Below are 21,594 nucleotides of genomic sequence, written 5' to 3' on the forward strand. Positions count from 1 at the left end.
TGCTGCGCTAGCGCAGCGGCACCAGCGGCGGCGGCGTGTCGCGCCCGCCCTGGTCGGCCCAATGCGCACGATTCAGGACACCGCCATCGGCGCGCACATGCGCCACACGGGCCAGATCAACCTCGCCAATCGTCCACCCAGGCTGATTCATCACGCCCTCGGCAATGACGCCCGTGGCCGGAAAACCTGTGTCAGGCGGTCCAAAGATGCCGCCCATCCCGACATTCACATCGACAGCGGGCGACCAAGGCGCATCTCCGACGATGGAGGACATGACGCTGATACATTGCGCCTCCAGCGCGCGGGCCATCGAGCCGATTCGCACGCGGCTATATCCCGCCAGCGTGTCGGTGCAGGAGGGAACCAGCAGCAGTTCGGCATCATTGACGGCACGCGCCAGCATGGGAAACTCGCTGTCATAGCAGATCAGAATGGCGATCTTGCCCAGTGCCGTGTCAAATACCTGAAGCTTGCCGCCCGGCGCCACGTCCCACGGTGTCCGCTCGAAGCGGGTCATGATCTGCTTGTCCTGGCTCGCGCGCCCGCCGCCCGGCGCGAAAAAGCTGGCGCGGTTGACCGGGCGTGGACCCAGCTCGTCATCAAAGACCGGGGCAGAGGCGCCCAGAATATGCACGCCGAATTGCGCGGCAAGATCCGCGTGCAAATCGTCGACATCGGCCATCAGATCCGACGTCGCCCGCAAGCAGCCCTCCAGGTCGCCTGCAGCCTCTGGACCGGCCAGCATCGACAGCTCCAGCGCGCCATATTCGGGAAATACCAAAAGCTCCGCCCCCTGACCAGCGGCGTTCGAGACCCAGTCGGTCAGTTTGGTCTTGTAGGCGGCCCAGTCGGGCAGCGGATCCAGCGGGTATGCGGCAGTTGCTATTTTCATGGGCGCGAGCATATCAGCGCGGCAGGCGCCGTCCAGCCCTCGCCAGCTTCATCTTGGGGATAAATACTCAAATCCCCAAACCCGCCTTCAAGCGGCGCCCGTGAATTGGAGTTTCGCCAGCCGGGCATAGAGCCCTCCTTCGGCCACGAGGCTGTTGTGCGTGCCTATGGCGACGATCCGGCCCGCCTCCATCACGATGATGCGGTCGGCTTTCTTCACCGTAGCCAGCCGGTGCGCGACGATGATCGTGGTGCGCCCCTCGGCCAGCTTGTCGACGGCGACCTGCACCGCCCGCTCGCTCTCGGCGTCGAGGGCGCTGGTCGCCTCGTCCAGCAGCAGAACGGGCGCATCGCGCAGAATGGCGCGGGCAATGGCGATACGCTGCTTCTGCCCACCCGACAGCATCACACCGCGCTCGCCGACCTGCGCGTCATAGCCCTCCGGCAACGCCGTGATGAACTCATGTGCCGCCGCCGTGCGCGCCGCCGCCTCGACCTCGGCATCGGTGGCATCCAGCCTGCCAAAGCGGATATTCTCGCGCGCGGTGGTGGCAAAGATCACCGGATCCTGTGGCACCAGCGCCATCACCCGGCGAAACACGTCGCGGCGCATATCGCTGAGCGCGACACCGTCCAGCAGGATGCGCCCGGACGCCGGATCATAGAAGCGTTGCAGCATCTGGATCACGGTCGTCTTGCCCGCCCCCGAGGGGCCAACCAGCGCAACGGTCTCGCCCGCGTTGATGTGCAGGTTGAACTCATGCAGCGCCGGAACATCAGGGCGCGCGGGGTAGACAAAGCTCACGTTCTCGAAACGGATGTCGCCCGTGACCTTGGCAGGGAGCCCGGCAGGCTGCGCCGGGTCCTTCACCGGATCGTCACTGCCCAGCAGCTCGACCAGACGTTCGGTCGCGCCCGCCGCCCGCTGCAATTCGCCCCAGATTTCCGACAGGGCGCCAACCGCTCCGGCGACCATCACCGAATAGATGACGAATTGCACCAGCGCGCCTGCGGTCATGTCACCGCTGCGCACATCGCGCGCACCGATCCACAGCACGCAGACAACGCCGGTAAAGACCAGGAAGATCACGATGACCGTCATCATCGCGCGCACGCGGATCCTTTGCCGCGCGGATTCGTAGCTGCGCTCGGTCGCATCGCCGAAATCGGCGCGCGTCGCCGTCTCGTGGGTAAAGGCCTGCACCGCCTGCACGCTCAGCAGCGCCTCGGACGCCTTGCCAGAACTTTCGGCGATCCAGTCCTGATTGTCCCGGCTCAGCGTGCGCAGCTTGCGGCCCAGTGTCAGGATCGGAACGATGATCAGCGGCACGATCAACAAGACCAGCCCCGTCAGCTTGGGCGAGGTCGCCAGCATCAGCCCCAGCCCGCCGACAAAGATCAGCGCATTGCGCAGTGCGATCGACACGGACGAGCCGATGACGCTGAGGATCAGCGTGGTATCGGTCGTGATCCGGCTGAGAACCTCGCCGGTCATGATCCGTTCGAAGAAGACGGGGCTCATCCCGATCACCCGGTCAAAGACGGCGCGGCGGATGTCCGCCACGACACGCTCGCCCAGCTTGGTCACCAGCGCATAGCGCAGGCCCGTGCCAATCGCCAGAAGCGCAGTGATGACCAGCGCGCCCAGAAAGTAGCGATCCAGGATTTCGCCGTTCTCGACGCTGAAATTATCAATGACCCGGCGCACGGCCAGCGGCAGGGTAAGCGCGACTGCAGAGGTGAGGAACAGCGCCAGCGCCGCTGCCGTCATCAGCAGTTTGTAAGGCATCAGGAACGGGGTCAGAGCCGCCAGCGCACCGATGCGTTTGGACGGGTCGCGGTCCCGCAGTTCCGCTGAGCTGGGGCCGTTCCGGGCCATCTGTGACTCCTGTCGCCGGGCAGTGTTGCGGTGTGTGTTTGGGCTTGGCACGGCACAGGGTCAAGCGCCCTTTCGCCGCAGCGCACCCGCCGCGTGATATGCCGCGCTATTGCGACTGGTTTCGTTCGGCCTCGATCTGGCGCCATTTGGCGACATTGGTGTTATGCTCGTCCAGCGTTTCGGCGAAGGCGTGCCCGCCACTGCCATCGGCAACGAAGAATACGTAATCCGTCTCAGCCGGGTTGACCGCCGCCTCGATACTGGCGCGGCCAGGATTTGCGATTGGCGTGGGCGGCAGACCCTCGATCACATAGGTATTCCACGGGGTCGCGGCGCGCAGTTCGCTGGCCCGCAAGCCCCGGCCCAGCACGCCCTGCCCTTCGGTGATGCCATAGATCACCGTCGGGTCGGTTTGCAGGCGCATGCCGCGCCGCAGACGGTTTTCAAAGACGCTCGCCACCTGCCGCCGCTCATCCGAAAGGCCGGTTTCCTTTTCGATTATCGACGCCAGCACCAGAAGCTCCTGCTCGTTCTCCAACGGCAGCCCCTCGTCGCGGCTGGCCCAGGCGGTGGCGACAATGCGTTCTTGCGCCTCGGTCATGCGCGCAATCACGCTGGCGCGGGTGTCGCCCCTGTTTAACTCATAGTTATCGGGGGCCAGCGTGCCCTCGGCTGGGACATCGGCGAGATCGCCTTCCAGCACCTCCATAGCTTTCAGTCCTTCGACAATCTGCCAACTGGTCGTGCCTTCGGCGATTGCAACGACAAAGCGGGTATCGGCCTGCGCAACCACCTCGGCAAAGACGGCGGGCACCTCATCTTTGGCGGGATCATAGGCGGCCCTTTCGACATAACGGTTCGTCTCCAGATCAAGCTCGCGGAGCTCGACTTCGCTACTGGTCACGCCGATGCGATAGATTACCTCGGTGCCACAAGTGCTGGCCCCGCCGCGTGTGATGATGCGCGTGATTTCCTCCATCGTCGCGCCTTCGGGGATCAACCAGCTGCCCGCCTTGAGCTCTCCGGCCTTGCCCGCGTAGTCGGCACCGATGCGAAAGATCATCGGGCTGGAGATTGCGCCCTGATCGGCCAACCGGGCAGACGCCTCGCGCATGGACGCACCGCGATCAACGCGTAGGCACACGGCGGTCTCGGATGGGCCTTCACTGTTGTAGCTGTTCTGTCCCCAGATGATCACGCCGCCAAAGAGGAACGTGACAACCACCAGAAAGCTGATCGCGCTGGAGGTGATGTTGCGCCACATCAGCGCACTGCCCCGAAGCAGACGCTGGCGTTGGTGCCGCCAAAGCCAAAGCTGTTGGAAAGCGCCACCTTCACAGTGCGCTCGACCTTTTTATTGGGCGCAAGGTCGATGGGCGATTCGATCGCCGGATTGTCGAGGTTGATCGTGGGCGGCACCACCTGATCGCGGATCGCAAGGATCGCGAATATCCCCTCTATCGCGCCCGCGGCGCCCAGAAGGTGCCCGGTCGCGGATTTGGTCGAACTCATCGTGGCCTTGCCCGCCGCATCGCCAAGCAGGCGCTCAACCGCCTTCAGCTCGATCGTGTCGGCCATCGTAGATGTGCCATGCGCGTTGATGTAATCGACATCCGCAGGCTCCACGCCCGCGTGGCCCAGCGCCATCTTCATCGCGCGAAAGCCGCCGTCGCCATCCTCGCTGGGGGCGGTGATGTGATACGCGTCGCCGGACAGGCCATAGCCCAGCACCTCGGCATAGATCTTGGCGCCGCGCGCCTTGGCGTGCTCGTATTCCTCGAGCACGACGATCCCCGCGCCCTCGCCCATGACAAAACCGTCCCGATCGACATCATAGGGCCGGCTGGCGGCCTTGGGGTCATCCGCGCGCTTGGTGCTGAGCGCCTTGCAGGCGTTGAAGCCCGCGATGCCGATCTCGCAGATCGCCGCCTCGGCGCCGCCCGCAACCATCACATCGGCATCACCGAACATGATCAGGCGCGCGGCATCGCCAATCGCATGGGCGCCGGTCGAGCAGGCGGTGACAACAGAATGATTCGGCCCCTTGAAGCCATAGCGGATGCCAACCTGACCCGAGATCAGGTTGATCAGCGCGCCGGGGATAAAGAACGGCGACACGCGCCGCACGCCCTTGTCCCGGATGATCAGCGTCGTCTCCTCGATGGACCGCAGCCCGCCAATGCCAGAGCCGATCATGACGCCGGTGCGCTCACGGGCCTCATCGTCCTCGGGCATCCAGCCGCTGTCCTCGACCGCCTGCTGCGCGGCGGCAACGCCATAAAGGATGAAATCATCGACCTTGCGGCGCTCTTTGGGCTCCATGAAATCGTCGGCATTGAAAGTGCCGTCCGTTCCATCGCCCAATGGCACTTCGCAGGCGTATTTGGTCAACACATTCGAAGGATCAAAGCGCGTGATGGGCCCCGCGCCCGACTGGCCATCCAGAAGGCGGCTCCAGCTTTCTTCCACGCCGGAAGCCAGCGGTGTGACCAATCCAAGGCCTGTTACGACGACACGGCGCATCCTGCTGCCCCTTCCCTCAAGTCCATTGGCGCTGCTCATACCCTTTCTTGGGGCCGGGGGGCAAGACCGCGCAGGCGCGGGCGGTATCAATCCACCTGCAGCGCAAGCAAAAATGAGCCGAGCGAACAGCATTCGGGGATGCTCCGAAGAGACTTGGTAGAGGCCCTGGAAGAGACGGCGCAAAGGCTCCGTTTGGCGCGCCAGCCAAGCTTATCCCATGGCCAGGTCGATACCACGCCAATCGGGCGCGCCGAAAAGTTCACGGCAGAGCCAACCGCAAAACTTCATCGCTGCGCAAAATCGCTTTGGAACTTTGGCCGCGGGCATCCGTTGATCCCCCGAAGACGAAATGAAAAAAGGAGAGACAGAGATGAAATTCATGACAGCAAGCGCATTGGCCCTCACCATCGCAGCCGGCGGTGCCATGGCCCAAGACAGCAGCATGCAGAACGCATCGCAAAACAGCGCCGATATGGCCGCCATGAAGGACGACCTGATCCGGACCCGCGACATCACCGGTGGCGCGGTTTACACTCTGAACGAAGCCGACGATGAAGGCTGGTCCGATGCCAACTACAACGAGGTCGGTTCTGAATGGAACGAGATCGGTGAAATCGAAGATGTCGTTCTGAACAGCAGCGGCGAAATGGTCGGTGTGGTTGCCGAAGTCGGCGGCTTTCTCGACATTGGCGACAAGCACGTGATGATCGCTGTGGATGACGTCCATCTCGTCCCGGTCGATGACCGCGAGATGGTGCTGGTGACGCGCATGAGCGAAGAAGAGTTGGAAGAATTGCCCGGTGTCGATGAAGGCTTCTGGGAATAAGGTTCTGACCATCTCGGCAGAGTAGCCGGATGAACACTCAGACTGACAAAGAAAGGCGCGGTGGCATATGCCCCGCGCCTTTTTCGTCGTTCAAATGCTTCGCGTCGTCGCTTGGATCGTGACAGCACCAAGCAGCAGAACCGGCGCCGTGGCGCCGGTTCTGCCGTGCGTCAGGACGCTTCCTTGATGAACTTGACCGCGTCGCCGAAGGTCTGGATGTTCTCGGCGGCATCATCGGGAATCTCGATCCCGAACTCTTCTTCGAAGGCCATGACCAGCTCGACCGTGTCCAGGCTGTCTGCACCCAGATCGTCGATGAACGAGGCGTTCTCGACCACTTTGTCTTCTTCTACACCCAGATGCTCGACGACGATTTTCTTAACGCGGTCTGCGATATCGCTCATGACATAATCCTTGTTTTTCTCGTTGGGCCACTCGGCCCGTTTTGCCCCCGCCCGGCAGGCGGGTGGCGACGTGGATGGTGCCCTATGGGGGCGTTAAGTCAATGCCTCTTTCGGCAAGCCAAAAAGGGCGGCAGATGGGCGCACCCCCGGCAAATCTGCGCCGCCTATAGCATATGGCGCGCGCGAGGCAAATGATTTCGCTGCCCCGCCTACGGCGTATAGCCGCCTGCATCGCGGGCCCGCATGGCTGCGCCTAGAGCATCGCCATGCCGCCATTGACGTGCAGGGTCGATCCGGTGACATAACCCGCCTCGTTGCTGGCCAGATAGAGCACCGCCGCCGCGATCTCGCCGGGGGTGCCCATGCGCGCGGCGGGGATCTGGCCGTTGATCTTGGCTTTCTGGTCGTCCGTCAGACTGTCGGTCATGGGGGTCGCGATAAAGCCCGGCGCAACGGCGTTGGCGGTAATTCCGCGACTGGCGACCTCATAGGCGATGGATTTGGTCATGCCGACGACGCCTGCCTTGGAGGCCGCGTAATTGGCCTGACCGGGATTGCCGGTCGCGCCCACGATGGACGAGATATTGATGATCCGGCCCCAGCGTGCCTTCATCATGGGGCGCATGACGGCACGGCACAGGCGCATGGTGCTGGTCAGATTGACATCCAGCACGTTCTGCCACTCGTCGTCGGACATGCGCATGAAAATCTGATCGCGCGTAATGCCCGCATTGTTCACGAGGATATCGAGGCTGCCCATCGCCTCGATCGCCTGCTTCGGCAGCGCCTCGACGGCATCCTTGTCGCTGAGATTGCAGGGCAGGACATGGGCGCGCGCGCCCAGTTCCTTGGCCAATGCCTCCAGCGGCTCGGTGCGCGTGCCGCTGAGGCCAACGGTGGCACCCGCCGCATGGAGCGTGCGCGCAATCTCGCCGCCGATACCGCCCGATGCGCCGGTCACCAGCGCCGTCTTGCCTGTCAGATCAAACATCTCGAATTTCCTTTCCTGTCCTTTGAAACGGTGCCGGATCAATCCTTGAAAATCCGCGCTCCGATCTGGCTTTGACGCCTCAGCCGCCTTGCAGTGCGGCGACGGCGGCCACGACATCCTCGGGCGTGCCGATATTGCGCACGGTCATGTCGCGCTCGATCCGGCGCACCATACCCGAAAGCGCCTTGCCCGCGCCGATCTCCCACGTTTCAGTCACGCCCTCTTGCGCCATGAAGCTCACGCTCTCGCGCCAGCGGACCGAGCCGGTCACCTGCTCCACCAAAAGGGCGCGGATCTCGCCCGGCTCCGTCACGGCCCCGGCGCGCACATTGGCAACCAGCGGCACGGCGGGGCGATCCATCGCCACTTCCTCGAGCGCTTCGCGCATCACTTCGGCGGCGGGCTGCATCAATGCGCAATGAAACGGTGCGCTGACGGGCAAGAGCATCGCGCGCTTGGCGCCGCGCCCCTTGGCCATTTCGACCGCACGCTCGACGGCTGCCTTGTGGCCCGAGACAACGACCTGACCGGGATCATTGTCATTGGCGGCCTGGCAGACATCGTCCTCGGCGGCGTCCTTGGCCAGCGCCGTCACCGCCTCGAAGTCGAGGCCGAGAATCGCGGCCATGGCGCCGACGCCAACGGGCACGGCCTCTTGCATGGCGCGGCCCCGGATGCGCAAGAGGCGCGCCGTGTCGGCAATGCTGAGCGCGCCCGCAGCGGCCAGCGCCGAATATTCACCCAGCGAGTGACCGGCGACGAATTGCGCAGCATCGAGGGTCACACCCTCGGCCTCCAGCGCGCGGAGCGCGGCAAGCGACGTGGCCATCAGCGCGGGCTGCGCGTTCTGCGTCAGGGTCAAGGTTTCGGCGTTGCCCTCCCAGATCAGCGCCGACAGCGGCTCGCCCAGCGCATCGTCGACCTCGTCGAAGACATCGCGTGCCGCCGGATAGGCGTCGGCCAAAGCGCGGCCCATGCCGATCGTCTGCGCGCCCTGCCCCGGAAATATGAATGCTCGGCCCATGCTGGCCCTCCCTCCTCTGACTGGCGATCCGAATACCTTGCAAGGCGGCGCGAGGCAATGGCGCAGGGTCACTGTGCGCCCGCACAGGATTGCGCGCAAACCGCGATGCACTAAGTTCGCCGCAGGAAATCTGCAAAAGGACGACCCCATGCACCTCGGCAACACCGCGACCAGCTATGGCAGCGTCACCAAGGTCTTTCACTGGACAACCGCGCTGTTGATCCTGTCGATGTTCGCGCTGGGATGGACCGCCAGCACGCTGGGCAAATGGATCGAGGCACCCGACATCGCGACCACCGACGCGACCATCGCGTGGGCCAAGCTCTTGTTCTCGATCCACAAGACACTGGGCATCGCGATATTCGCACTGGCACTGATGCGCATTCTCTGGGCCATATCCCAGCCCAAGCCAGCCCTGCTGAACGGCGACAAATGGCTAGAGGCCCGCTTGGCCGAGACGGCGCATTGGCTGCTCTACGGCTCGCTCTTGCTGGTCCCGCTCAGCGGCTGGGTGCATCACGCGGCGACGACGGGCTATGCGCCGATCTGGTGGCCACTGGGCCAGGATCTGCCTTTAGTGCCCAAGGATCCGGGCGTGGCAGAGGTGACCGGCGCGCTGCATTTCATCCTGCAATGGGTGCTGGCGGGGGCGATCACGCTGCATATTATCGGCGCGCTCAAGCATCACGTGATCGACCGTGACGCCACCTTGCGCCGCATGTTGCCGGGGCACCAGACCGCCCTTCCGACCGCGCAGCAGCCCGGTCATGTCCTTCCGGCGATAGCGGCGCTGGCGATCTGGGCGGCGGCCGTTGGTGCTGGCGCGTGGGCCGGATGGCTGAACCCGCAGGAACGCGCGCGCGCCGGGGCGCTGGCCGAGGTCAGCAGCGAATGGCGCGTCGAGGACGGCAGCCTGAATATTGTCATCGTGCAAAACGGATCGGACGTCACAGGCAGCTTTGCCGATTGGACCGCCGATATCGAGTATCAGGAAACACCCGATGAGACGGGCCGCCACGGGTCGGTCACAATCACTGTGTCGATCCCATCACTGACGCTGGGAAGCGTTACGAAGCAGGCCATGGGCTCCGATTTCTTTGCGGCCGAAGAATACCCGACCGCCGTTTTCGAGGCCGACCTGATCGAGGAGGATGGCCTTGTCGCGGATGGCACACTGCGCATCCGCGACCAATCGGTGCCAGTGCGTATGCTGGTCGATCTGACGATAGAGGATGGCACAGCCGATGCCGCGGGCAGCCTTGCGGTCAACCGTCTGGATTTCAACATCGGCACGGGCACGCAGGACGAAGGGTCGCTGGCTTTCGACGTTCGGATCGACTGGGCGCTGACCGCGACGCGGGCAGAAGGCCAGTAGCAGGGGGCGAACAGGCCGCGCCACGAAAAAGGCCCGCGCACCCCATTCATGGGTGCGCGGGCCTCAATTCTGTCAAACCAAGCTATGCTAAGCCTACCAGATCACTCGTCCTTGCCGGCCTCGATCGAGATTTCGACATCCAGCTCGTCGCTGATGTTGGGGGCATAGGCGCCGACACCAAAGTCAGACCGCTTGATCGTCGTCTCGGCATCGAAACCGATCCACGGCTTGTCCTCCATCGGGTGCTGGCCTTCCATGTTCAGCTCGGTTTCGAGCTGCACGGATTTGGTGATGCCATTCATGGTCAGATCGCCTGTGATGATGGCCTCGTCGTCGTCCGTCACTTCGATGGACGTGGATTTGAACGTGACCATGTCACCGTCCTCAGCGCCAAAGAATTCGTCCTTCATGAAGTGTTCGAAACGCGCCTCCCACCCAGTATAGAGCGAGGACAACGGGATCGACACCTCGACCGAAGAATTGGCGGGGTCTTCCTTGTCGAACATGATCTGGCCTTCCCAGCCAGCGAACATGTTGTAAGTGGTTGAATACCCCAAGTGATCGTAGGTGAACATCACCTGACTGTGGCTGGGTTGCAGCGTATAGGCCTCGGGGGCAGCGGCGGCGTTGGTGGCAGTCAGGGCTGCGGCCGTTGCGGCGGCGGCAAACAGTGAAGTCTTCATGGTTGGGCTCTCCTATATAAGTTTAACTACTTTACAGGAGGTATCTTAAACTAGGCGCAAAGCAATTGCGCAGATATAAACATCACGTGTGGGCTGGCGCAGGTTCGCCGATGACAGCGCCCCCTCGCCCCGACGCGCATTCAGTCTGGTCGGCCCGCCAAGACCGCCTTGAGGGCATCCTCGATGCGCGGGTCCGTGACCGGCAGCGTGACCAGATGCTGGCCCGCAGAGCATCGCGCGCTCAGCAGCCCATCGCGCAGGACGATATCGCCAAGGGTGTCGATGTCATGACAGATTTCACTGCGCAGATGCCCTTGGGCGTCCCGCTCGATGATGGTCATCTCGCGCGTCGCAGGATTGATGCGCACCTCAGGGCCCGGAGCTTCGGGGCGCGCCGCCATCAGCATCACACCGGCCATGGCAAGCGCGGCAGAACAGGCCAGCTTGAAGAGCTGCATCATCGCGTCGCCTTCGATCACGGGCACCAGCCACAGACCAATGGCCGCAATCAGCAGGGCCACGGCGGCGCAGCGCAGCGCGAGGTGGCGCAAAGCCCCCGTTTCGACGACCTCCATATGATGCAGCGGTGTGATCCGCTGGTGACGCAATGGGCCTTCGGGCATGAACGTATCAGGAAGCGCTGTCATCGTTTCAATCTCTTGCCATTAAACTTGGTTAAAATCTGACAAAGGATTTCGGCATCAATGGGGCACCCGCGCGCTCATACCGAGGCGGTGCATGCCTCTTGCACGCCAGAGGGGATGACTGTATGGCTCGGCCTCGTTTCGCAAACACGTATGAACCGCGCAGTCTCTCGTGGTGGGGCCGCGAAACGAATTGCTCCGCCTATGAAATGCGCCTTGATAGAAGTGGATCCAACATGCCCCTTTACGAGCATGTCTTTATCTCGCGCCAGGACCTGTCCAGCGCGCAGGCCGAAAGCCTCATCGAACATTTTGGCACCGTGCTGTCCGACAACGGCGGCAAACTCGTCGATCACGAGTATTGGGGCGTCAAGACGATGGCCTACAAGATCAACAAGAACCGCAAGGGCCACTATGCCTTCCTGCGCTCGGACGCACCGTCCGAAGCCGTGCAGGAAATGGAGCGCTTGATGCGTCTGCACGACGACGTGATGCGCACGCTGACCATCAAGGTCGACGAGCACAAAGAGCTGCCGTCGGTCCAGATGCAAAAGCGCGACGAGCGGTCCGAGCGCCGCGAGCGCCGTTGATCAACGCCTGAAGAAAAGGACATAAACCATGGCTACAAAACCGTTTTTCCGTCGCCGCAAGGTCTGCCCCTTCTCGGGCGAGAACGCACCTGCGATCGACTACAAGGACACCCGCCTGTTGCAGCGCTACATCTCTGAGCGTGGCAAGATCGTGCCTTCGCGCATCACCGCCGTCTCGGCCAAGAAGCAGCGTGAGCTGGCCCGTGCGATCAAGCGCGCCCGCTTCCTCGCCCTGCTCCCCTACGCCGTCAAGTAAGGAGAATAGACATGCAAGTTATCCTTCTCGAGCGTGTGGCAAAGCTGGGCCAGATGGGCGACGTCGTCGACGTCAAGCCGGGCTTCGCACGCAACTATCTGCTGCCCCAGCGCAAGGCGCTGTCGGCCTCCGAGCGTAACATCGCCGATTTCGAGGCGCGCAAGGCGGTTCTCGAGGCGCAAAACCTCGAAACCCGCAAAGAAGCCGAAGCGATGGCCGAAAAGCTGAACGGTCAGCAGTTCATCGTGATTCGTCAGGCCGCCGACTCGGGCGCGCTCTACGGCTCTGTCACCACCCGTGACGCTGCCGATGCGGCAAACGAGAACGGCTTTACCGTCGATCGCAAGCAAGTGTCGCTGGGCCAGCCCATCAAGGAACTGGGCCTGCACGACATCCACATCTCGCTGCATCCCGAGGTCGAGTCGACCGTGACGCTGAACGTCGCACGCTCGCCCGAAGAGGCCGAGTTGCAGGCATCGGGCAAGTCGATTCAGGAACTGGCCGCCGAAGAAGAAGCGGCAGCCGATTTCGAAATCGCGGAGCTCTTTGACGACATCGGCTCGGCCGCGTCGGATGACGACGATCTGGCAGAAGCTGTCGAGCAGTCTGACTCGGACGACGGCGAAGACAAGACCTCCTGATCGTCAGTCGGTCGATGGAATGACGAAGAGCCGCGCAGGAAACTGCGCGGCTCTTTGCATTAAAGCATCACAGCGGCCAACAAGCCCCGCCGGATGACGATGCGCCTACTCGGCGGCTTCTCGACCGCGGATGCTCTGAGCCGAGGCGAGACCAGGCGCATCCGATTTGCCGCCCAGCCTCTCGCGCACCCCAGATNGCCGGATGACGATGCGCCTACTCGGCGGCTTCTCGACCGCGGATGCTCTGAGCCGAGGCGAGACCAGGCGCATCCGATTTGCCGCCCAGCCTCTCGCGCACCCCAGATTCAATCCTCTCGCCGGTCTCGTGGTCGATGTTGCGCCAGTACTCGAAGGCGCGTTGCAGCACCTTCTCGCTGACACCGTCGCACAGGTGCCCCACCACGTTGTCCACAAGACGCGCACGCGCCGCGTCATCCATCACCTCGCGAACCAGCTTGCCAGCCTGGCTCCAATCGTCATCGTTCTTACGTAATGTGTAGGCCTGACGCACCATCTCGCCGTCGGTGTGCCACAGCCCGGCCTCGGCGCCCGGCTCTGGCTGGGCCGCAGGGCCGCCATAGGAATTGGGCGCATAGACCGGGTCCGAGACATTCTCGGTGCGCCCCTCCCCATCCTTGGAGTAGCTGTGCACCTGACTTTTGGCGCTGTTCACCGGGATCTGCTTGTAATTGACACCCAGTCTCGCGCGGTGCGCATCCGCATAGGAAAAACCACGCGCCAGCAACATCTTGTCCGGCGACAAGCCGACGCCCGGCACCATGTTGTTGGGCTCGAACGCCGCTTGCTCGATTTCGGTATGGAAGTCGGTGGGGTTGCGGTCGAGGGTCAGCTTGCCGACCTCGATCAGCGGATAATCCGAATGCGGCCAGACCTTCGTCAGGTCGAAGGGGTTGATGTCGTAGGTCTTGGCGTCCTCATACGGCATGACCTGCCAATTCAGGGTCCAGCTTGGAAAGTTGCCCTCCTGGATCGCATTGAACAAATCGCGGCGATGATAGTCGCCGTCGCTTCCGGCCAGTTTGTCAGCTTCATCCTGGCTCAGGTAGGCATTGCCGTCCCCCTGATCAGTGTGGAAGTGGAATTTCACCCAGAACTTCTCACCCTCCGCATTCACCAGAGAATAAGTGTGGCTCGAATAGCCATTCATCTCGCGCCAAGTCCGCGGAATGCCGCGGTCGCCCATCAGATAGGTCACCTGATGCGCGCTTTCGGGCGATAGCGTCCAGAAGTCCCACTGCATGTCGTGGTCGCGCATGTCATTGTCGGCGCGGCGCTTCTGGCTGCGGATAAAATGCTGGAACTTCATCGGATCGCGGACGAAGAAGATCGGCGTGTTGTTTCCGACCATGTCGAAGTTGCCGTCTTCGGTATACATCTTTACCGAAAAACCACGCGGATCGCGCCAAGTGTCGGGGCTACCGCGCTCGCCGGCCACCGTCGAGAACCGGGTGACAGCCTCACAGGTCGCGCCGGGCTGAAAGATCTTGGCCTTGGTATAGCGCGATACATCCTGCGTGGTCTCAAATCGCCCGAACGCGCCGGACCCTTTTGCATGGGGCTGCCGTTCTGGAATGCGCTCCCGGTTGAAGTTTGCCATCTGTTCAAGAAGGTAATGATCGTTCAGAACAATCGGCCCATCCGGGCCAACCGTGAGCGAATGCTCGTCACTCCGGACCCGAATGCCTGCATCTGTGGTGGTTGGCGGAACGTCCATCTTATCGGCCATGTCATCCTCTCCCGTAATGTAATTCAGGATAACGCGTGTTGATGCAAAGCAGTTCCTCCCAGCAGTGATGGTGCAGCCGCCGTGCAGCACCTCAGCATGCCGATCTTTGCCCTGCTTCAAGGCTCAGGCGGCTTACATGTAGTCGGACATGATACCGCAGGCAGTTTTCCCCGCAGGAAGGCAGATCAGCTCACGATCGCGCTCAGGATTATGAAGATTATGCCGGAGAGGAGCGCGGCGGCGGGCACGGTGATGACCCATGCGGCGACGATGGTCATGAAATGCGATCGGCGCACGAGCTTGCGGCGGCGGCGCTCCTCCGTGGCGATGCGGCGCTCTTCTGGCAGGGTCTGCGAGAGGGTGCGCATGCGACGGGAGGTGTCCCATTCGCGGAAGAAACCGACGCCAAAGACAGCACCGACAGCGATATGCGTCGACGAGACAGGCAGGCCAAGCCAGCTTGCCACGATCACGGTGATCGCCGCCGAGAGAGAGACGCAATAGGCGCGCATCGGGTTGAGTTTGGTGATCTGGCCACCGACCATCCGGATCAGCTTCGGGCCAAAGAGGAAAAGGCCGAAGCTGATCCCGAAGGCGCCGATGACCATGACCCACATGGGTATGGCGACCTCGGAGGAAAAGCTGCCGAACTCGGCCGCGTGGACGATCGCCGCGAGAGGGCCGACGGCGTTGGCCACGTCATTCGCGCCGTGAGCGAAGCTGAGAAGGGCCGCCGAGATCACCAAGGGTATGCCAAACAGGACCTTGAGCGACTTGTTACGGTTCTCCAGTCCCACGGCCTGTTTGCGGATCAGCGGGACGGTCACCAGCCACGCCACAACGCCTAAGGCTGCGCCGATGGCCACAGCAGTGGGCAGGTCAATCGTCATGACGCGTTTCAGGCCCTTGAGGGCAAGGTAGGCCGCAAAGGCCGCAACCATGATCCCGACAAGGATCGGCACCCATTTCTTGGCCGCCTCGATCTTGTCGTCCTGATAGATCACGCGGGATTTGATGAGCGCGAGGAAGGCGGCGGCGATCACGCCGCCGAGCACGGGAGAGATTACCCAGCTTGCGGCAATGGCGCTCATGGTGGGCCAACTTACGGCCGCAAAGCCAGCAGCGGCGATGCCTGCGCCAAGAACGCCGCCCACGACCGAGTGCGTTGTCGAGACGGGCGCGCCGATCCATGTGGCCAGATTGACCCAGAGCGCGGCGGAAATGAGCGCAGACATCATTGCCCAGATGAAAACATCGGTGGAGGCCATGGCCGAGGGCGCGATGATGTCCTTGGAGATGGTCGAGACCACATCGCCGCCCGCCAGAAGCGCGCCGGCGCTTTCGAAGATCGCGGCGATGGCAATTGCACCGCCGAGCGTGAGGGCGTTGGCGCCAACGGCGGGGCCCATGTTGTTGGCCACGTCATTGGCGCCGATGTTGAGCGCCATGTAAGCCCCGAAGACGGCAGCGAGGACGACGACATAGCTGGATGGCTCGTGGCCGAAGAAGATCGCCGCAGCGAAGCCCGCGATGACCATGAAGGCCAGTGCGATGCCCGGTCCGACCATGGGCCGCGCCGCGTATTGCGTCGCGCCTTCAAGATAGGACAGGCGGTGCAGGTCCCGGTCGAGCGTTTCCAGGTGATCTGCATCGTGCTGATTTCGGTCGGACATGTGGCTCCCCCTCGGCTTGACTGCGCGCGATAGTCAAACAGGCGCGGGGGTGCAATCAGGTTGTCATAAAATCGTTACATTTCGCGGAAGAGCGCTTGCAACTGTGGTTCACGAACCATGTTGGATGCTTGCTCGGGGGTGACCCAGCGGCGCTCACGCTCGCCCGCTTCGGGAAAATCGTCGCGCGTTTCGCTGACTTCGACCTTGTAGACAAGTGTTTCAACCGGCACTCTCAGGCCGGTTTTGAGCTCTTTGTTATAAGCGTAGCAGCCGATCGCTTTGCCGTCGATTTGACCTTCGCGCACGCCCGCTTCTTCCCAGGCTTCCTGCATCGCAGCTTCGGGCGCATTCTTGCCGTCCATTGGCCAGCCTTTGGGTATGATCCAACGGCCCGTGCCGCGCGATGTCACGAGCAGCACCTTCTTGCCGCCCTTCGACGTGCGATAGCACAGAGCGGCCACCTGCAGGCGCTTGGGGCGCTGAAGGATAGGCCTGACATACTCTTCCCAGAGCTTTCGGAGCGCATTTGACATAATTTTGAATCTGAAACTGCTGCGTTTTTATCGTTGTTGATCTTTATATAAGGGCTGCGCCAGCCATTTGCAAAAGTCGGCGGAACCGAGGCCAAAAAGACAACTTCGGGAAAAGGATCAATCCTCTTGCTCGTAAGTGCTCTTGGCACTTGTTCGCTGTCTGCGAGGCCACGCATCAATGCCAAAATTTTCCATCACGAAACCGTGGGAAGCCTTTCATCTCATGCGCATCGTCCCATTATTTGGTAAAAGACGGGTGGACGCGAGCTTACAGAACGACGGTTTTTAGTTTGGTTAAGGCAACCGCCCCCAAGCGAAGGCATGAGGTCATAAAGGAGATTCGAGATGACACAGAAAAGATCAAACCGACGCAAATTTCTCATCTCCGGTGGTGCAATGGTCGGCGCATCCTTTGCAACTTTTTCCTCGGGTCTTCTCGTACCGGCCCACGCAAAGGGCGTCGACCCGACGCCCACCATGCGCGGCGGATCCAATAATTATCGTGCCGGGGCACCAATCGTCGAGCGCATTGGAAACGGTGGCTTCTGGATGACCGGCACCGTGCGCCGTGCGGGCGACGGCGCGCCGCTTGCGGGACAGCGCATCCAGATCTGGGCGCATACGACCGAAGGGCACGAGCGCGATCCGCACAGCCACGGCGCGACACTCACTGATGAGAATGGCGAATTCCGGTTGGAGATGCCGCAGATCGTCCCCGCCTTCGGCCAGCCACATGGTCACCTCGCGTATGATAGCGCGGATTTCAAGACCGTCTTCCTCCGCCCGATCATGCCGAACGCCAGCGATTCGAGCCTGAGCGCGCATTTTGTGCTGGAGCCTGCCTGATCCCTACACGTCCCATCCGCGCGATCCTGATCTGGGCCAGCCTCGCGGTTGCTGTTGTCGTGCCGCTTGCTGTGGCGGCCACCAGCCCGCTGCTTGAATGGCGTGATCCCATTTATATCATTGCCGGATTCGCCGGTGTCGTGGCGATGGCCATCGTGCTTTTACAACCGCTCTTGGCGGGGGGTTACTTGCCCGGTTTGCCCGCGCCTCGGGGCAAGCGTGTCCATCTCTGGACCGGGCTCGCACTGGTGTCGGCCATCATCATTCATGTCGGCGGGCTGTGGCTGACCAGCCCGCCGGACGTTGTCGACGCGCTTCTCTTCTCCTCGCCGACGCCGTTCTCGGCTTGGGGTGTCACCGCGATGTGGGTCCTGTTCGCTGCCGCAGTGTTGGCGACTCTGGGACGGCGGTTGCCGATCCGGCCACGGACTTGGCGTCTCGGCCACACCGCGCTCGCATTGGTTGGCGTAGTGGGCAGCGTGGTCCACGCGATGCTTATCGAGGGGACGATGGGCACGGCGTCGAAGGCGGTGCTCTGCGTGCTTGTCCTTGCGGCGACCTTCAAGCTTCTAGTCGATCTACGGGTCTGGTCCCGCATAACGCGCAGTCGAACTTAACACTCTGTTCTCTCAATGGGCCGCTTGGCCAGTCGACTGTCTCGCGACACCTTCAAGACGCATCTGCAGACCTTGCTGCATGGCGTTAAAGCGTTTCGCCTTAACCTGAGGCATCATTACAAGGCGAAACCCTTTAAAGGCTGGCACATCGACCAAGACCCATGGGCAATGACCGTTTCCATGACGATGTTGCCGCGCCCCCTCGCGCAGTAACCATCAATGGCGGTCCCTACGGGCCTCAGCTACTCTGCCGTATCGCGCCCGTGCGCCTCGGCCTGTTCGCGCGCGCCGGGGTGGACCGATGGGCGGAAGGGCATTGCGACCACTTCGGCAGGCACTGCCATTCCCGAGACGTCGTTATAGCGGTCAGGCAACTCCACCTCGAAGTGGGCGCCAAGGTCGCTTTCCTCCCATGGCACATAGGCCAAGGCGATGTTCGTCTCCAGTTCCGGCGACCACCAGGGCGAGGTGACATAGCCGCAGCGCGCCCCGCCGGGCCGGCGCACGAGCCAGAAATCGGGCGCGTAATCCGTGATCGGCTTGCCGCCCAGCTTCAGCCCCGCCAGCTTCAGGCGGAACGGCGCGCGACCGGCTTCGATCTCGGCCCGCTGACGTTCCAGTTCGGTGCGGCCGATGTAATCGGCCTCTTTCTTGCGCGGCACTTGATAGGCGAGGTTGACCTGAAAGGGCGAGGTTTCCCCGTCCATGTCCTGCCCCCAAGACAGAATGCCGGCCGCGATGCGCCGGTGATGGCCCGGTGCGATCACGCGGATGCCATAGCGCGCACCCTGCCCCCGGATTTCATACCATACTGCCTCGGCATTCAGCGTGGCGTCCCGGACATAGACCTCAAAGCCTTTCTCGCCGGTGAAGCCGGTCTGGCTCACGACCACCGGCACTCCGCCGATCTCGGCCTCCATCAGGCCGTAGTAGGGAACCTCCAAAACCGCGTCGCCCACCAGATCGCGCATCAGCGCCTCAGACAACGGGCCTTGCACCTGCAACGGCGCAACGTCGATCTCGCGGATGTCCACGTCCCAGCCCTTGGCGACGTTCACGCCTTGCAGCCAGAGCAACAGATCGCTGTCCGAGATGGAGAACCAGAATTCGTCCTCGGCCAGGCGCAGCAGGACCGGATCGTTCAGAATGCCGCCCTCAGAATTGCACAAGATGGCATATTTACCGTGTAGCGGCGCGATCTCCGCCGCATCTCGCGTGATGACGAAATTGACGAAGGCTTCGGCGTCCGGCCCCTTCACCCTGATCTGGCGTTCGACGGCGACGTCCCACAACGTGACGCGATTGACGAGGGCGTCATACTCGGCCATCGCGCCGCCATCCTCGGGGCGGACATATCCGCGCGGGTGATACATCCGGTTATAGACCGTCGCCCGCCACGCCCCCGCCTCGACCGAGAGGTGCCAGTAGGGCGACTTGCGAACACGGGTTGAGATCAGCATCTCTACCGACGTCGGACCGGACTGGCGCAGATTGAACGGCACCGTCCGGTCGGACTGGTCAACATCTGGAACGTTCGGGTGGATAAAGCTGCGCTCGGCCATGGTCTGCCTCCCTTGCCGCCTTCTCCTGTGACGACATTTTCCAAGTGGGTTGCTGCTTGGCGTCAAGCATCGCCCGATCTTGTCCGCTGATCAAGGATTCTTCGCTACGAACAGCGTTCTTCAGCTGACGATTTGAACTGCCTGATCCCTCTGCCAGCGGCACAAGGCGGCAAATTCAGTCACGAGCCAGTCCACCTCCGGACCCGTTCAAGCTGCCTTCGCGGCAGACCTCTGGCATGGCGGCATCGGAGAAGGTCGGTGCCGTCCGGGGGCGGCCTTCATGCTGTGCGAGCCAGGCCAGACCCAAGTCCACCCAGATCCACAGAAAGCCTCGCTTGCGCAGCGCGGCGATATGACCGGACCGGTTGGTCGCGGGCGAGCGGGCGGGGAATGAATTGCTCATGCAATCATTGTAACCGCATGGATTCCACATGTGAATCCCATGCGGTCAACCATTTGCAACAGTGCCAGTTTACACTGATATTCTTCACATTCCCAAGGCTTCTTTGTACATCTCAAGCACATTGCAATGTTGTGCAAGACAGATTCGAAGACCCCATAAGTCATTGATAAATATAGATGTGAATTTTTACTCCTCGAATCAACCCCAAAGGTGTTGTGCAAATCACGAATTACTTGAACATGTGAGACTCGCAGCAACTATCCTCAGCCAGAGGTTCCCACGCGCAGGTCACGTCAACATCGAGAGATATTGCTCCCGATCACTGCGGGCGGCTCCCGCACGTTCTCTGCGGTCTCCGCGAAAGGCAACAACGCGCAGAACGAAGACCTCGCTATGGCTATCTGCGGCTCTTTTTGAGGAGGCCAAACAGGTCCCAAGCGATTGCGGCAGGAAATTCTCCCGCGGGTCGTGTCAACCCCCTGCTATGCAAGAGGCGTGACAAGGAGACCCGACATCGGCCTAAGACAGGGGCAAAAATTGGGCCAGATGCGGCACGAGGACCGGCTGGCATTCGTCGCTGAAGGCATGCCCATCCTGCTTGCCAGTGCACAGGGGTTTCAGGATGCCGCTTCCCGCCTCCGGCAGTCCCAGGGAGGAAGATGTGCTTGTCAGCTTTGCGGATGAAGAAGCCGCGAAAATTCTGATCCTGATGGACATTGTCCGCCGTCCCCCCGCCCAGGTAAATCAGCATATAGGAAAGCTGATGCGCTGGTCTTAAAATCACTTGGCAAGACTGGTCCTCGCGAAAGCGATGAGCTGTAAACCGATGAGCGTTCAGCAACTCCAGCACTCTTTGGAAACGGAATGCGAAGATCACACGCTGGAAGGATTCGCGGGGGCGTATATCTTGCCGGGCGGGCCGGCCCACGAACGTGAAAGCGCTCTGTGCGCGGACATTCAGTCATACGACAATGGCGAACTGATCTGGCACAAACCGCGACCCCGGCCGTCTCGGTTCGAGCCGGAAGAATCCGAAGCAATGCGGCTTGCCAACGCCATACAGCTGCTGGGGATACTCAGCCTTGAGGGCCTTCGGATCATCGCGTCAGTATGGAGCAGAACACGATTCTCTGGCGAACAAACCTCGCACGCAGCCGAAGCCCTGACGCATGCAACGCGATCACAGATGGAGGCAGCCCGGACTGATCCCTGATAGCGCGGAGAATGGTGATGTGATTACGCTCTATGAGCACGCGGAGCTGGGCAGACACCACGTCCAGCCGTTGGGAGACCTCCACGCCGATCCTGGCCATCTCGCCACAACCGCAGGAGCAGAGGGTGCTTTTGGGTTCAACGACGCGACGGAGATTGATGGCATTAGCAGGCTGCTGAATAAGTCGGGCTTGAAGGACGTTGTTCCTGCCGCATGGATTTCAAGGCGGTTCTCTGTGGCATCGGCGGCGGACGCCCGGTTTGGGATGCTCCG

General features: G+C 62.0%; 24 protein-coding genes. 9 read left to right on the forward strand and 15 right to left on the reverse strand.

Annotated features, from left to right (window positions below; genetic code table 11):
- Positions 1-7 precede the first annotated feature (7 nt).
- From V8352_RS17445 to fabF, 4 genes are all read right to left on the reverse strand, one after another.
- Positions 8-892, reverse strand: coding sequence for a carbon-nitrogen hydrolase family protein (locus tag V8352_RS17445; RefSeq protein WP_336425576.1), 885 nt, complete (start codon positions 890-892; stop codon positions 8-10).
- 87 nt (positions 893-979) lie between these two features.
- Positions 980-2,770: an ABC transporter transmembrane domain-containing protein gene (locus tag V8352_RS17450; RefSeq protein ID WP_336425577.1), complete on the reverse strand. Its 1,791-nt coding sequence runs from the start codon at positions 2,768-2,770 to the stop codon at positions 980-982.
- Positions 2,771-2,876: 106 nt separating this feature from the next.
- Complete coding sequence (gene mltG / locus V8352_RS17455) at positions 2,877-4,034, reverse strand: endolytic transglycosylase MltG (protein WP_336425578.1); 1,158 nt, start codon at positions 4,032-4,034, stop codon at positions 2,877-2,879.
- Positions 4,034-5,293, reverse strand: coding sequence for a beta-ketoacyl-ACP synthase II (gene fabF, locus V8352_RS17460; RefSeq protein WP_336425579.1), 1,260 nt, complete (start codon positions 5,291-5,293; stop codon positions 4,034-4,036). Before fabF ends, mltG begins: the two co-directional genes overlap by 1 nt.
- Positions 5,294-5,663: 370 nt before the next feature.
- Here fabF and V8352_RS17465 point away from each other — a divergent pair, with 370 nt between their 5' ends.
- Positions 5,664-6,119, forward strand: a complete 456-nt coding sequence (locus V8352_RS17465) for a PRC-barrel domain-containing protein (RefSeq protein ID WP_336425580.1) — start codon at positions 5,664-5,666, stop codon at positions 6,117-6,119.
- Between the two features lie 170 nt (positions 6,120-6,289).
- On the opposite strand, the gene V8352_RS17470 is transcribed toward V8352_RS17465, so the two are convergent.
- The 3 genes from V8352_RS17470 to fabD all read right to left on the reverse strand — a co-directional run bounded on the left by V8352_RS17470 (position 6,290) and on the right by fabD (position 8,538).
- Positions 6,290-6,523, reverse strand: coding sequence for an acyl carrier protein (locus V8352_RS17470; RefSeq protein ID WP_076531917.1), 234 nt, complete (start codon positions 6,521-6,523; stop codon positions 6,290-6,292).
- Positions 6,524-6,776: 253 nt separating this feature from the next.
- Complete coding sequence (gene fabG, locus V8352_RS17475; RefSeq protein ID WP_336425581.1) at positions 6,777-7,514, reverse strand: 3-oxoacyl-[acyl-carrier-protein] reductase; 738 nt, start codon at positions 7,512-7,514, stop codon at positions 6,777-6,779.
- A 79-nt stretch (positions 7,515-7,593) separates the two neighbouring features.
- Positions 7,594-8,538: an ACP S-malonyltransferase gene (gene fabD, locus V8352_RS17480; RefSeq protein ID WP_336425582.1), complete on the reverse strand. Its 945-nt coding sequence runs from the start codon at positions 8,536-8,538 to the stop codon at positions 7,594-7,596.
- Between the two features lie 148 nt (positions 8,539-8,686).
- Here fabD and V8352_RS17485 point away from each other — a divergent pair, with 148 nt between their 5' ends.
- Complete coding sequence (locus tag V8352_RS17485) at positions 8,687-9,913, forward strand: cytochrome b/b6 domain-containing protein (protein ID WP_336425583.1); 1,227 nt, start codon at positions 8,687-8,689, stop codon at positions 9,911-9,913.
- A gap of 101 nt (positions 9,914-10,014) precedes the next feature.
- Here the strand turns inward: V8352_RS17485 and V8352_RS17490 are convergent, their stop codons facing one another.
- Together V8352_RS17490 and V8352_RS17495 are read right to left on the reverse strand one after the other, a co-directional pair.
- Entirely contained in the window at positions 10,015-10,596 is a 582-nt protein-coding gene (locus V8352_RS17490; RefSeq protein ID WP_336425584.1) for a YceI family protein, read from the reverse strand.
- A 140-nt stretch (positions 10,597-10,736) separates the two neighbouring features.
- Positions 10,737-11,243: a hypothetical protein gene (locus tag V8352_RS17495; RefSeq protein ID WP_336425585.1), complete on the reverse strand. Its 507-nt coding sequence runs from the start codon at positions 11,241-11,243 to the stop codon at positions 10,737-10,739.
- A gap of 233 nt (positions 11,244-11,476) precedes the next feature.
- Between V8352_RS17495 and rpsF the strand changes: the two genes are divergently transcribed.
- The 3 genes from rpsF to rplI are packed head-to-tail and all read left to right on the forward strand — an operon-like array spanning position 11,477 to position 12,727.
- Positions 11,477-11,830 carry a 30S ribosomal protein S6 gene (gene rpsF, locus V8352_RS17500; RefSeq protein ID WP_076531903.1) on the forward strand — a complete coding sequence of 118 codons (354 nt, stop codon included), beginning with the start codon at positions 11,477-11,479 and terminating at the stop codon, positions 11,828-11,830.
- A gap of 28 nt (positions 11,831-11,858) precedes the next feature.
- A complete protein-coding gene (gene rpsR / locus V8352_RS17505) occupies positions 11,859-12,086 on the forward strand; it encodes a 30S ribosomal protein S18 (protein ID WP_036700444.1) in 228 nt (75 codons plus the stop codon).
- An 11-nt stretch (positions 12,087-12,097) separates the two neighbouring features.
- A complete protein-coding gene (rplI, locus tag V8352_RS17510) occupies positions 12,098-12,727 on the forward strand; it encodes a 50S ribosomal protein L9 (RefSeq protein WP_336425586.1) in 630 nt (209 codons plus the stop codon).
- Between the two features lie 214 nt (positions 12,728-12,941).
- Here rplI and V8352_RS17515 read toward each other — a convergent pair whose 3' ends face one another.
- The 3 genes from V8352_RS17515 to V8352_RS17525 form a co-directional block, all read right to left on the reverse strand.
- Complete coding sequence (locus V8352_RS17515) at positions 12,942-14,474, reverse strand: catalase (protein WP_336425587.1); 1,533 nt, start codon at positions 14,472-14,474, stop codon at positions 12,942-12,944.
- 185 nt (positions 14,475-14,659) lie between these two features.
- The gene (locus tag V8352_RS17520; RefSeq protein WP_336425588.1) at positions 14,660-16,147 is read right to left on the reverse strand and encodes an inorganic phosphate transporter; all 1,488 of its coding nucleotides are present in this window, start codon (positions 16,145-16,147) and stop codon (positions 14,660-14,662) included.
- 74 nt (positions 16,148-16,221) lie between these two features.
- Positions 16,222-16,680, reverse strand: a complete 459-nt coding sequence (locus V8352_RS17525; protein ID WP_336425589.1) for an NUDIX hydrolase — start codon at positions 16,678-16,680, stop codon at positions 16,222-16,224.
- Between the two features lie 345 nt (positions 16,681-17,025).
- Between V8352_RS17525 and V8352_RS17530 the strand changes: the two genes are divergently transcribed.
- Positions 17,026-17,526 carry a twin-arginine translocation pathway signal gene (locus V8352_RS17530; protein ID WP_442971062.1) on the forward strand — a complete coding sequence of 167 codons (501 nt, stop codon included), beginning with the start codon at positions 17,026-17,028 and terminating at the stop codon, positions 17,524-17,526.
- Positions 17,527-17,585: 59 nt separating this feature from the next.
- On the forward strand, positions 17,586-18,143 hold the full coding sequence (locus tag V8352_RS17535; protein WP_336425590.1) for a ferric reductase-like transmembrane domain-containing protein: 558 nt from the start codon (positions 17,586-17,588) through the stop codon (positions 18,141-18,143).
- A gap of 242 nt (positions 18,144-18,385) precedes the next feature.
- On the opposite strand, the gene V8352_RS17540 is transcribed toward V8352_RS17535, so the two are convergent.
- Complete coding sequence (locus V8352_RS17540) at positions 18,386-19,705, reverse strand: glycine cleavage T C-terminal barrel domain-containing protein (protein WP_336425591.1); 1,320 nt, start codon at positions 19,703-19,705, stop codon at positions 18,386-18,388.
- A gap of 175 nt (positions 19,706-19,880) precedes the next feature.
- The gene (locus tag V8352_RS17545) at positions 19,881-20,108 is read right to left on the reverse strand and encodes a hypothetical protein (RefSeq protein WP_336425592.1); all 228 of its coding nucleotides are present in this window, start codon (positions 20,106-20,108) and stop codon (positions 19,881-19,883) included.
- Between the two features lie 622 nt (positions 20,109-20,730).
- Here V8352_RS17545 and V8352_RS17550 point away from each other — a divergent pair.
- Entirely contained in the window at positions 20,731-20,886 is a 156-nt protein-coding gene (locus V8352_RS17550; protein WP_336425593.1) for a hypothetical protein, read from the forward strand.
- Between the two features lie 319 nt (positions 20,887-21,205).
- Here V8352_RS17550 and V8352_RS22020 read toward each other — a convergent pair whose 3' ends face one another.
- Positions 21,206-21,421, reverse strand: a complete 216-nt coding sequence (locus V8352_RS22020) for a hypothetical protein (protein ID WP_442971063.1) — start codon at positions 21,419-21,421, stop codon at positions 21,206-21,208.
- Between V8352_RS22020 and V8352_RS17560 the strand changes: the two genes are divergently transcribed.
- A partial coding sequence (locus tag V8352_RS17560; protein ID WP_336425595.1) for a hypothetical protein occupies positions 21,341-21,594 on the forward strand: 254 nt, incomplete at its 3' end. The two genes, V8352_RS22020 and V8352_RS17560, sit on opposite strands and share 81 nt — an antisense overlap.

The organism is Roseovarius sp. D0-M9 (assembly GCF_037083805.1).
In the GTDB taxonomy this organism is placed as follows: Bacteria; Pseudomonadota; Alphaproteobacteria; order Rhodobacterales; family Rhodobacteraceae; genus Roseovarius.

Coding starts and splice junctions, on each gene's coding strand:
- V8352_RS17445 (WP_336425576.1), bottom strand. CDS start 892: ATGAAAATAGCAACTGCCGCATACCCGCTGGATCCGCTGCCCGACTGG.
- V8352_RS17450 (WP_336425577.1), bottom strand. CDS start 2,770: ATGGCCCGGAACGGCCCCAGCTCAGCGGAACTGCGGGACCGCGACCCG.
- mltG (WP_336425578.1), bottom strand. CDS start 4,034: ATGTGGCGCAACATCACCTCCAGCGCGATCAGCTTTCTGGTGGTTGTC.
- fabF (WP_336425579.1), bottom strand. CDS start 5,293: ATGCGCCGTGTCGTCGTAACAGGCCTTGGATTGGTCACACCGCTGGCT.
- V8352_RS17465 (WP_336425580.1), top strand. CDS start 5,664: ATGAAATTCATGACAGCAAGCGCATTGGCCCTCACCATCGCAGCCGGC.
- V8352_RS17470 (WP_076531917.1), bottom strand. CDS start 6,523: ATGAGCGATATCGCAGACCGCGTTAAGAAAATCGTCGTCGAGCATCTG.
- fabG (WP_336425581.1), bottom strand. CDS start 7,514: ATGTTTGATCTGACAGGCAAGACGGCGCTGGTGACCGGCGCATCGGGC.
- fabD (WP_336425582.1), bottom strand. CDS start 8,538: ATGGGCCGAGCATTCATATTTCCGGGGCAGGGCGCGCAGACGATCGGC.
- V8352_RS17485 (WP_336425583.1), top strand. CDS start 8,687: ATGCACCTCGGCAACACCGCGACCAGCTATGGCAGCGTCACCAAGGTC.
- V8352_RS17490 (WP_336425584.1), bottom strand. CDS start 10,596: ATGAAGACTTCACTGTTTGCCGCCGCCGCAACGGCCGCAGCCCTGACT.
- V8352_RS17495 (WP_336425585.1), bottom strand. CDS start 11,243: ATGACAGCGCTTCCTGATACGTTCATGCCCGAAGGCCCATTGCGTCAC.
- rpsF (WP_076531903.1), top strand. CDS start 11,477: ATGCCCCTTTACGAGCATGTCTTTATCTCGCGCCAGGACCTGTCCAGC.
- rpsR (WP_036700444.1), top strand. CDS start 11,859: ATGGCTACAAAACCGTTTTTCCGTCGCCGCAAGGTCTGCCCCTTCTCG.
- rplI (WP_336425586.1), top strand. CDS start 12,098: ATGCAAGTTATCCTTCTCGAGCGTGTGGCAAAGCTGGGCCAGATGGGC.
- V8352_RS17515 (WP_336425587.1), bottom strand. CDS start 14,474: ATGGCCGATAAGATGGACGTTCCGCCAACCACCACAGATGCAGGCATT.
- V8352_RS17520 (WP_336425588.1), bottom strand. CDS start 16,147: ATGTCCGACCGAAATCAGCACGATGCAGATCACCTGGAAACGCTCGAC.
- V8352_RS17525 (WP_336425589.1), bottom strand. CDS start 16,680: ATGTCAAATGCGCTCCGAAAGCTCTGGGAAGAGTATGTCAGGCCTATC.
- V8352_RS17530 (WP_442971062.1), top strand. CDS start 17,026: ATGACACAGAAAAGATCAAACCGACGCAAATTTCTCATCTCCGGTGGT.
- V8352_RS17540 (WP_336425591.1), bottom strand. CDS start 19,705: ATGGCCGAGCGCAGCTTTATCCACCCGAACGTTCCAGATGTTGACCAG.
- V8352_RS17545 (WP_336425592.1), bottom strand. CDS start 20,108: ATGAGCAATTCATTCCCCGCCCGCTCGCCCGCGACCAACCGGTCCGGT.
- V8352_RS17550 (WP_336425593.1), top strand. CDS start 20,731: ATGCCGCTTCCCGCCTCCGGCAGTCCCAGGGAGGAAGATGTGCTTGTC.
- V8352_RS22020 (WP_442971063.1), bottom strand. CDS start 21,421: ATGGCCAGGATCGGCGTGGAGGTCTCCCAACGGCTGGACGTGGTGTCT.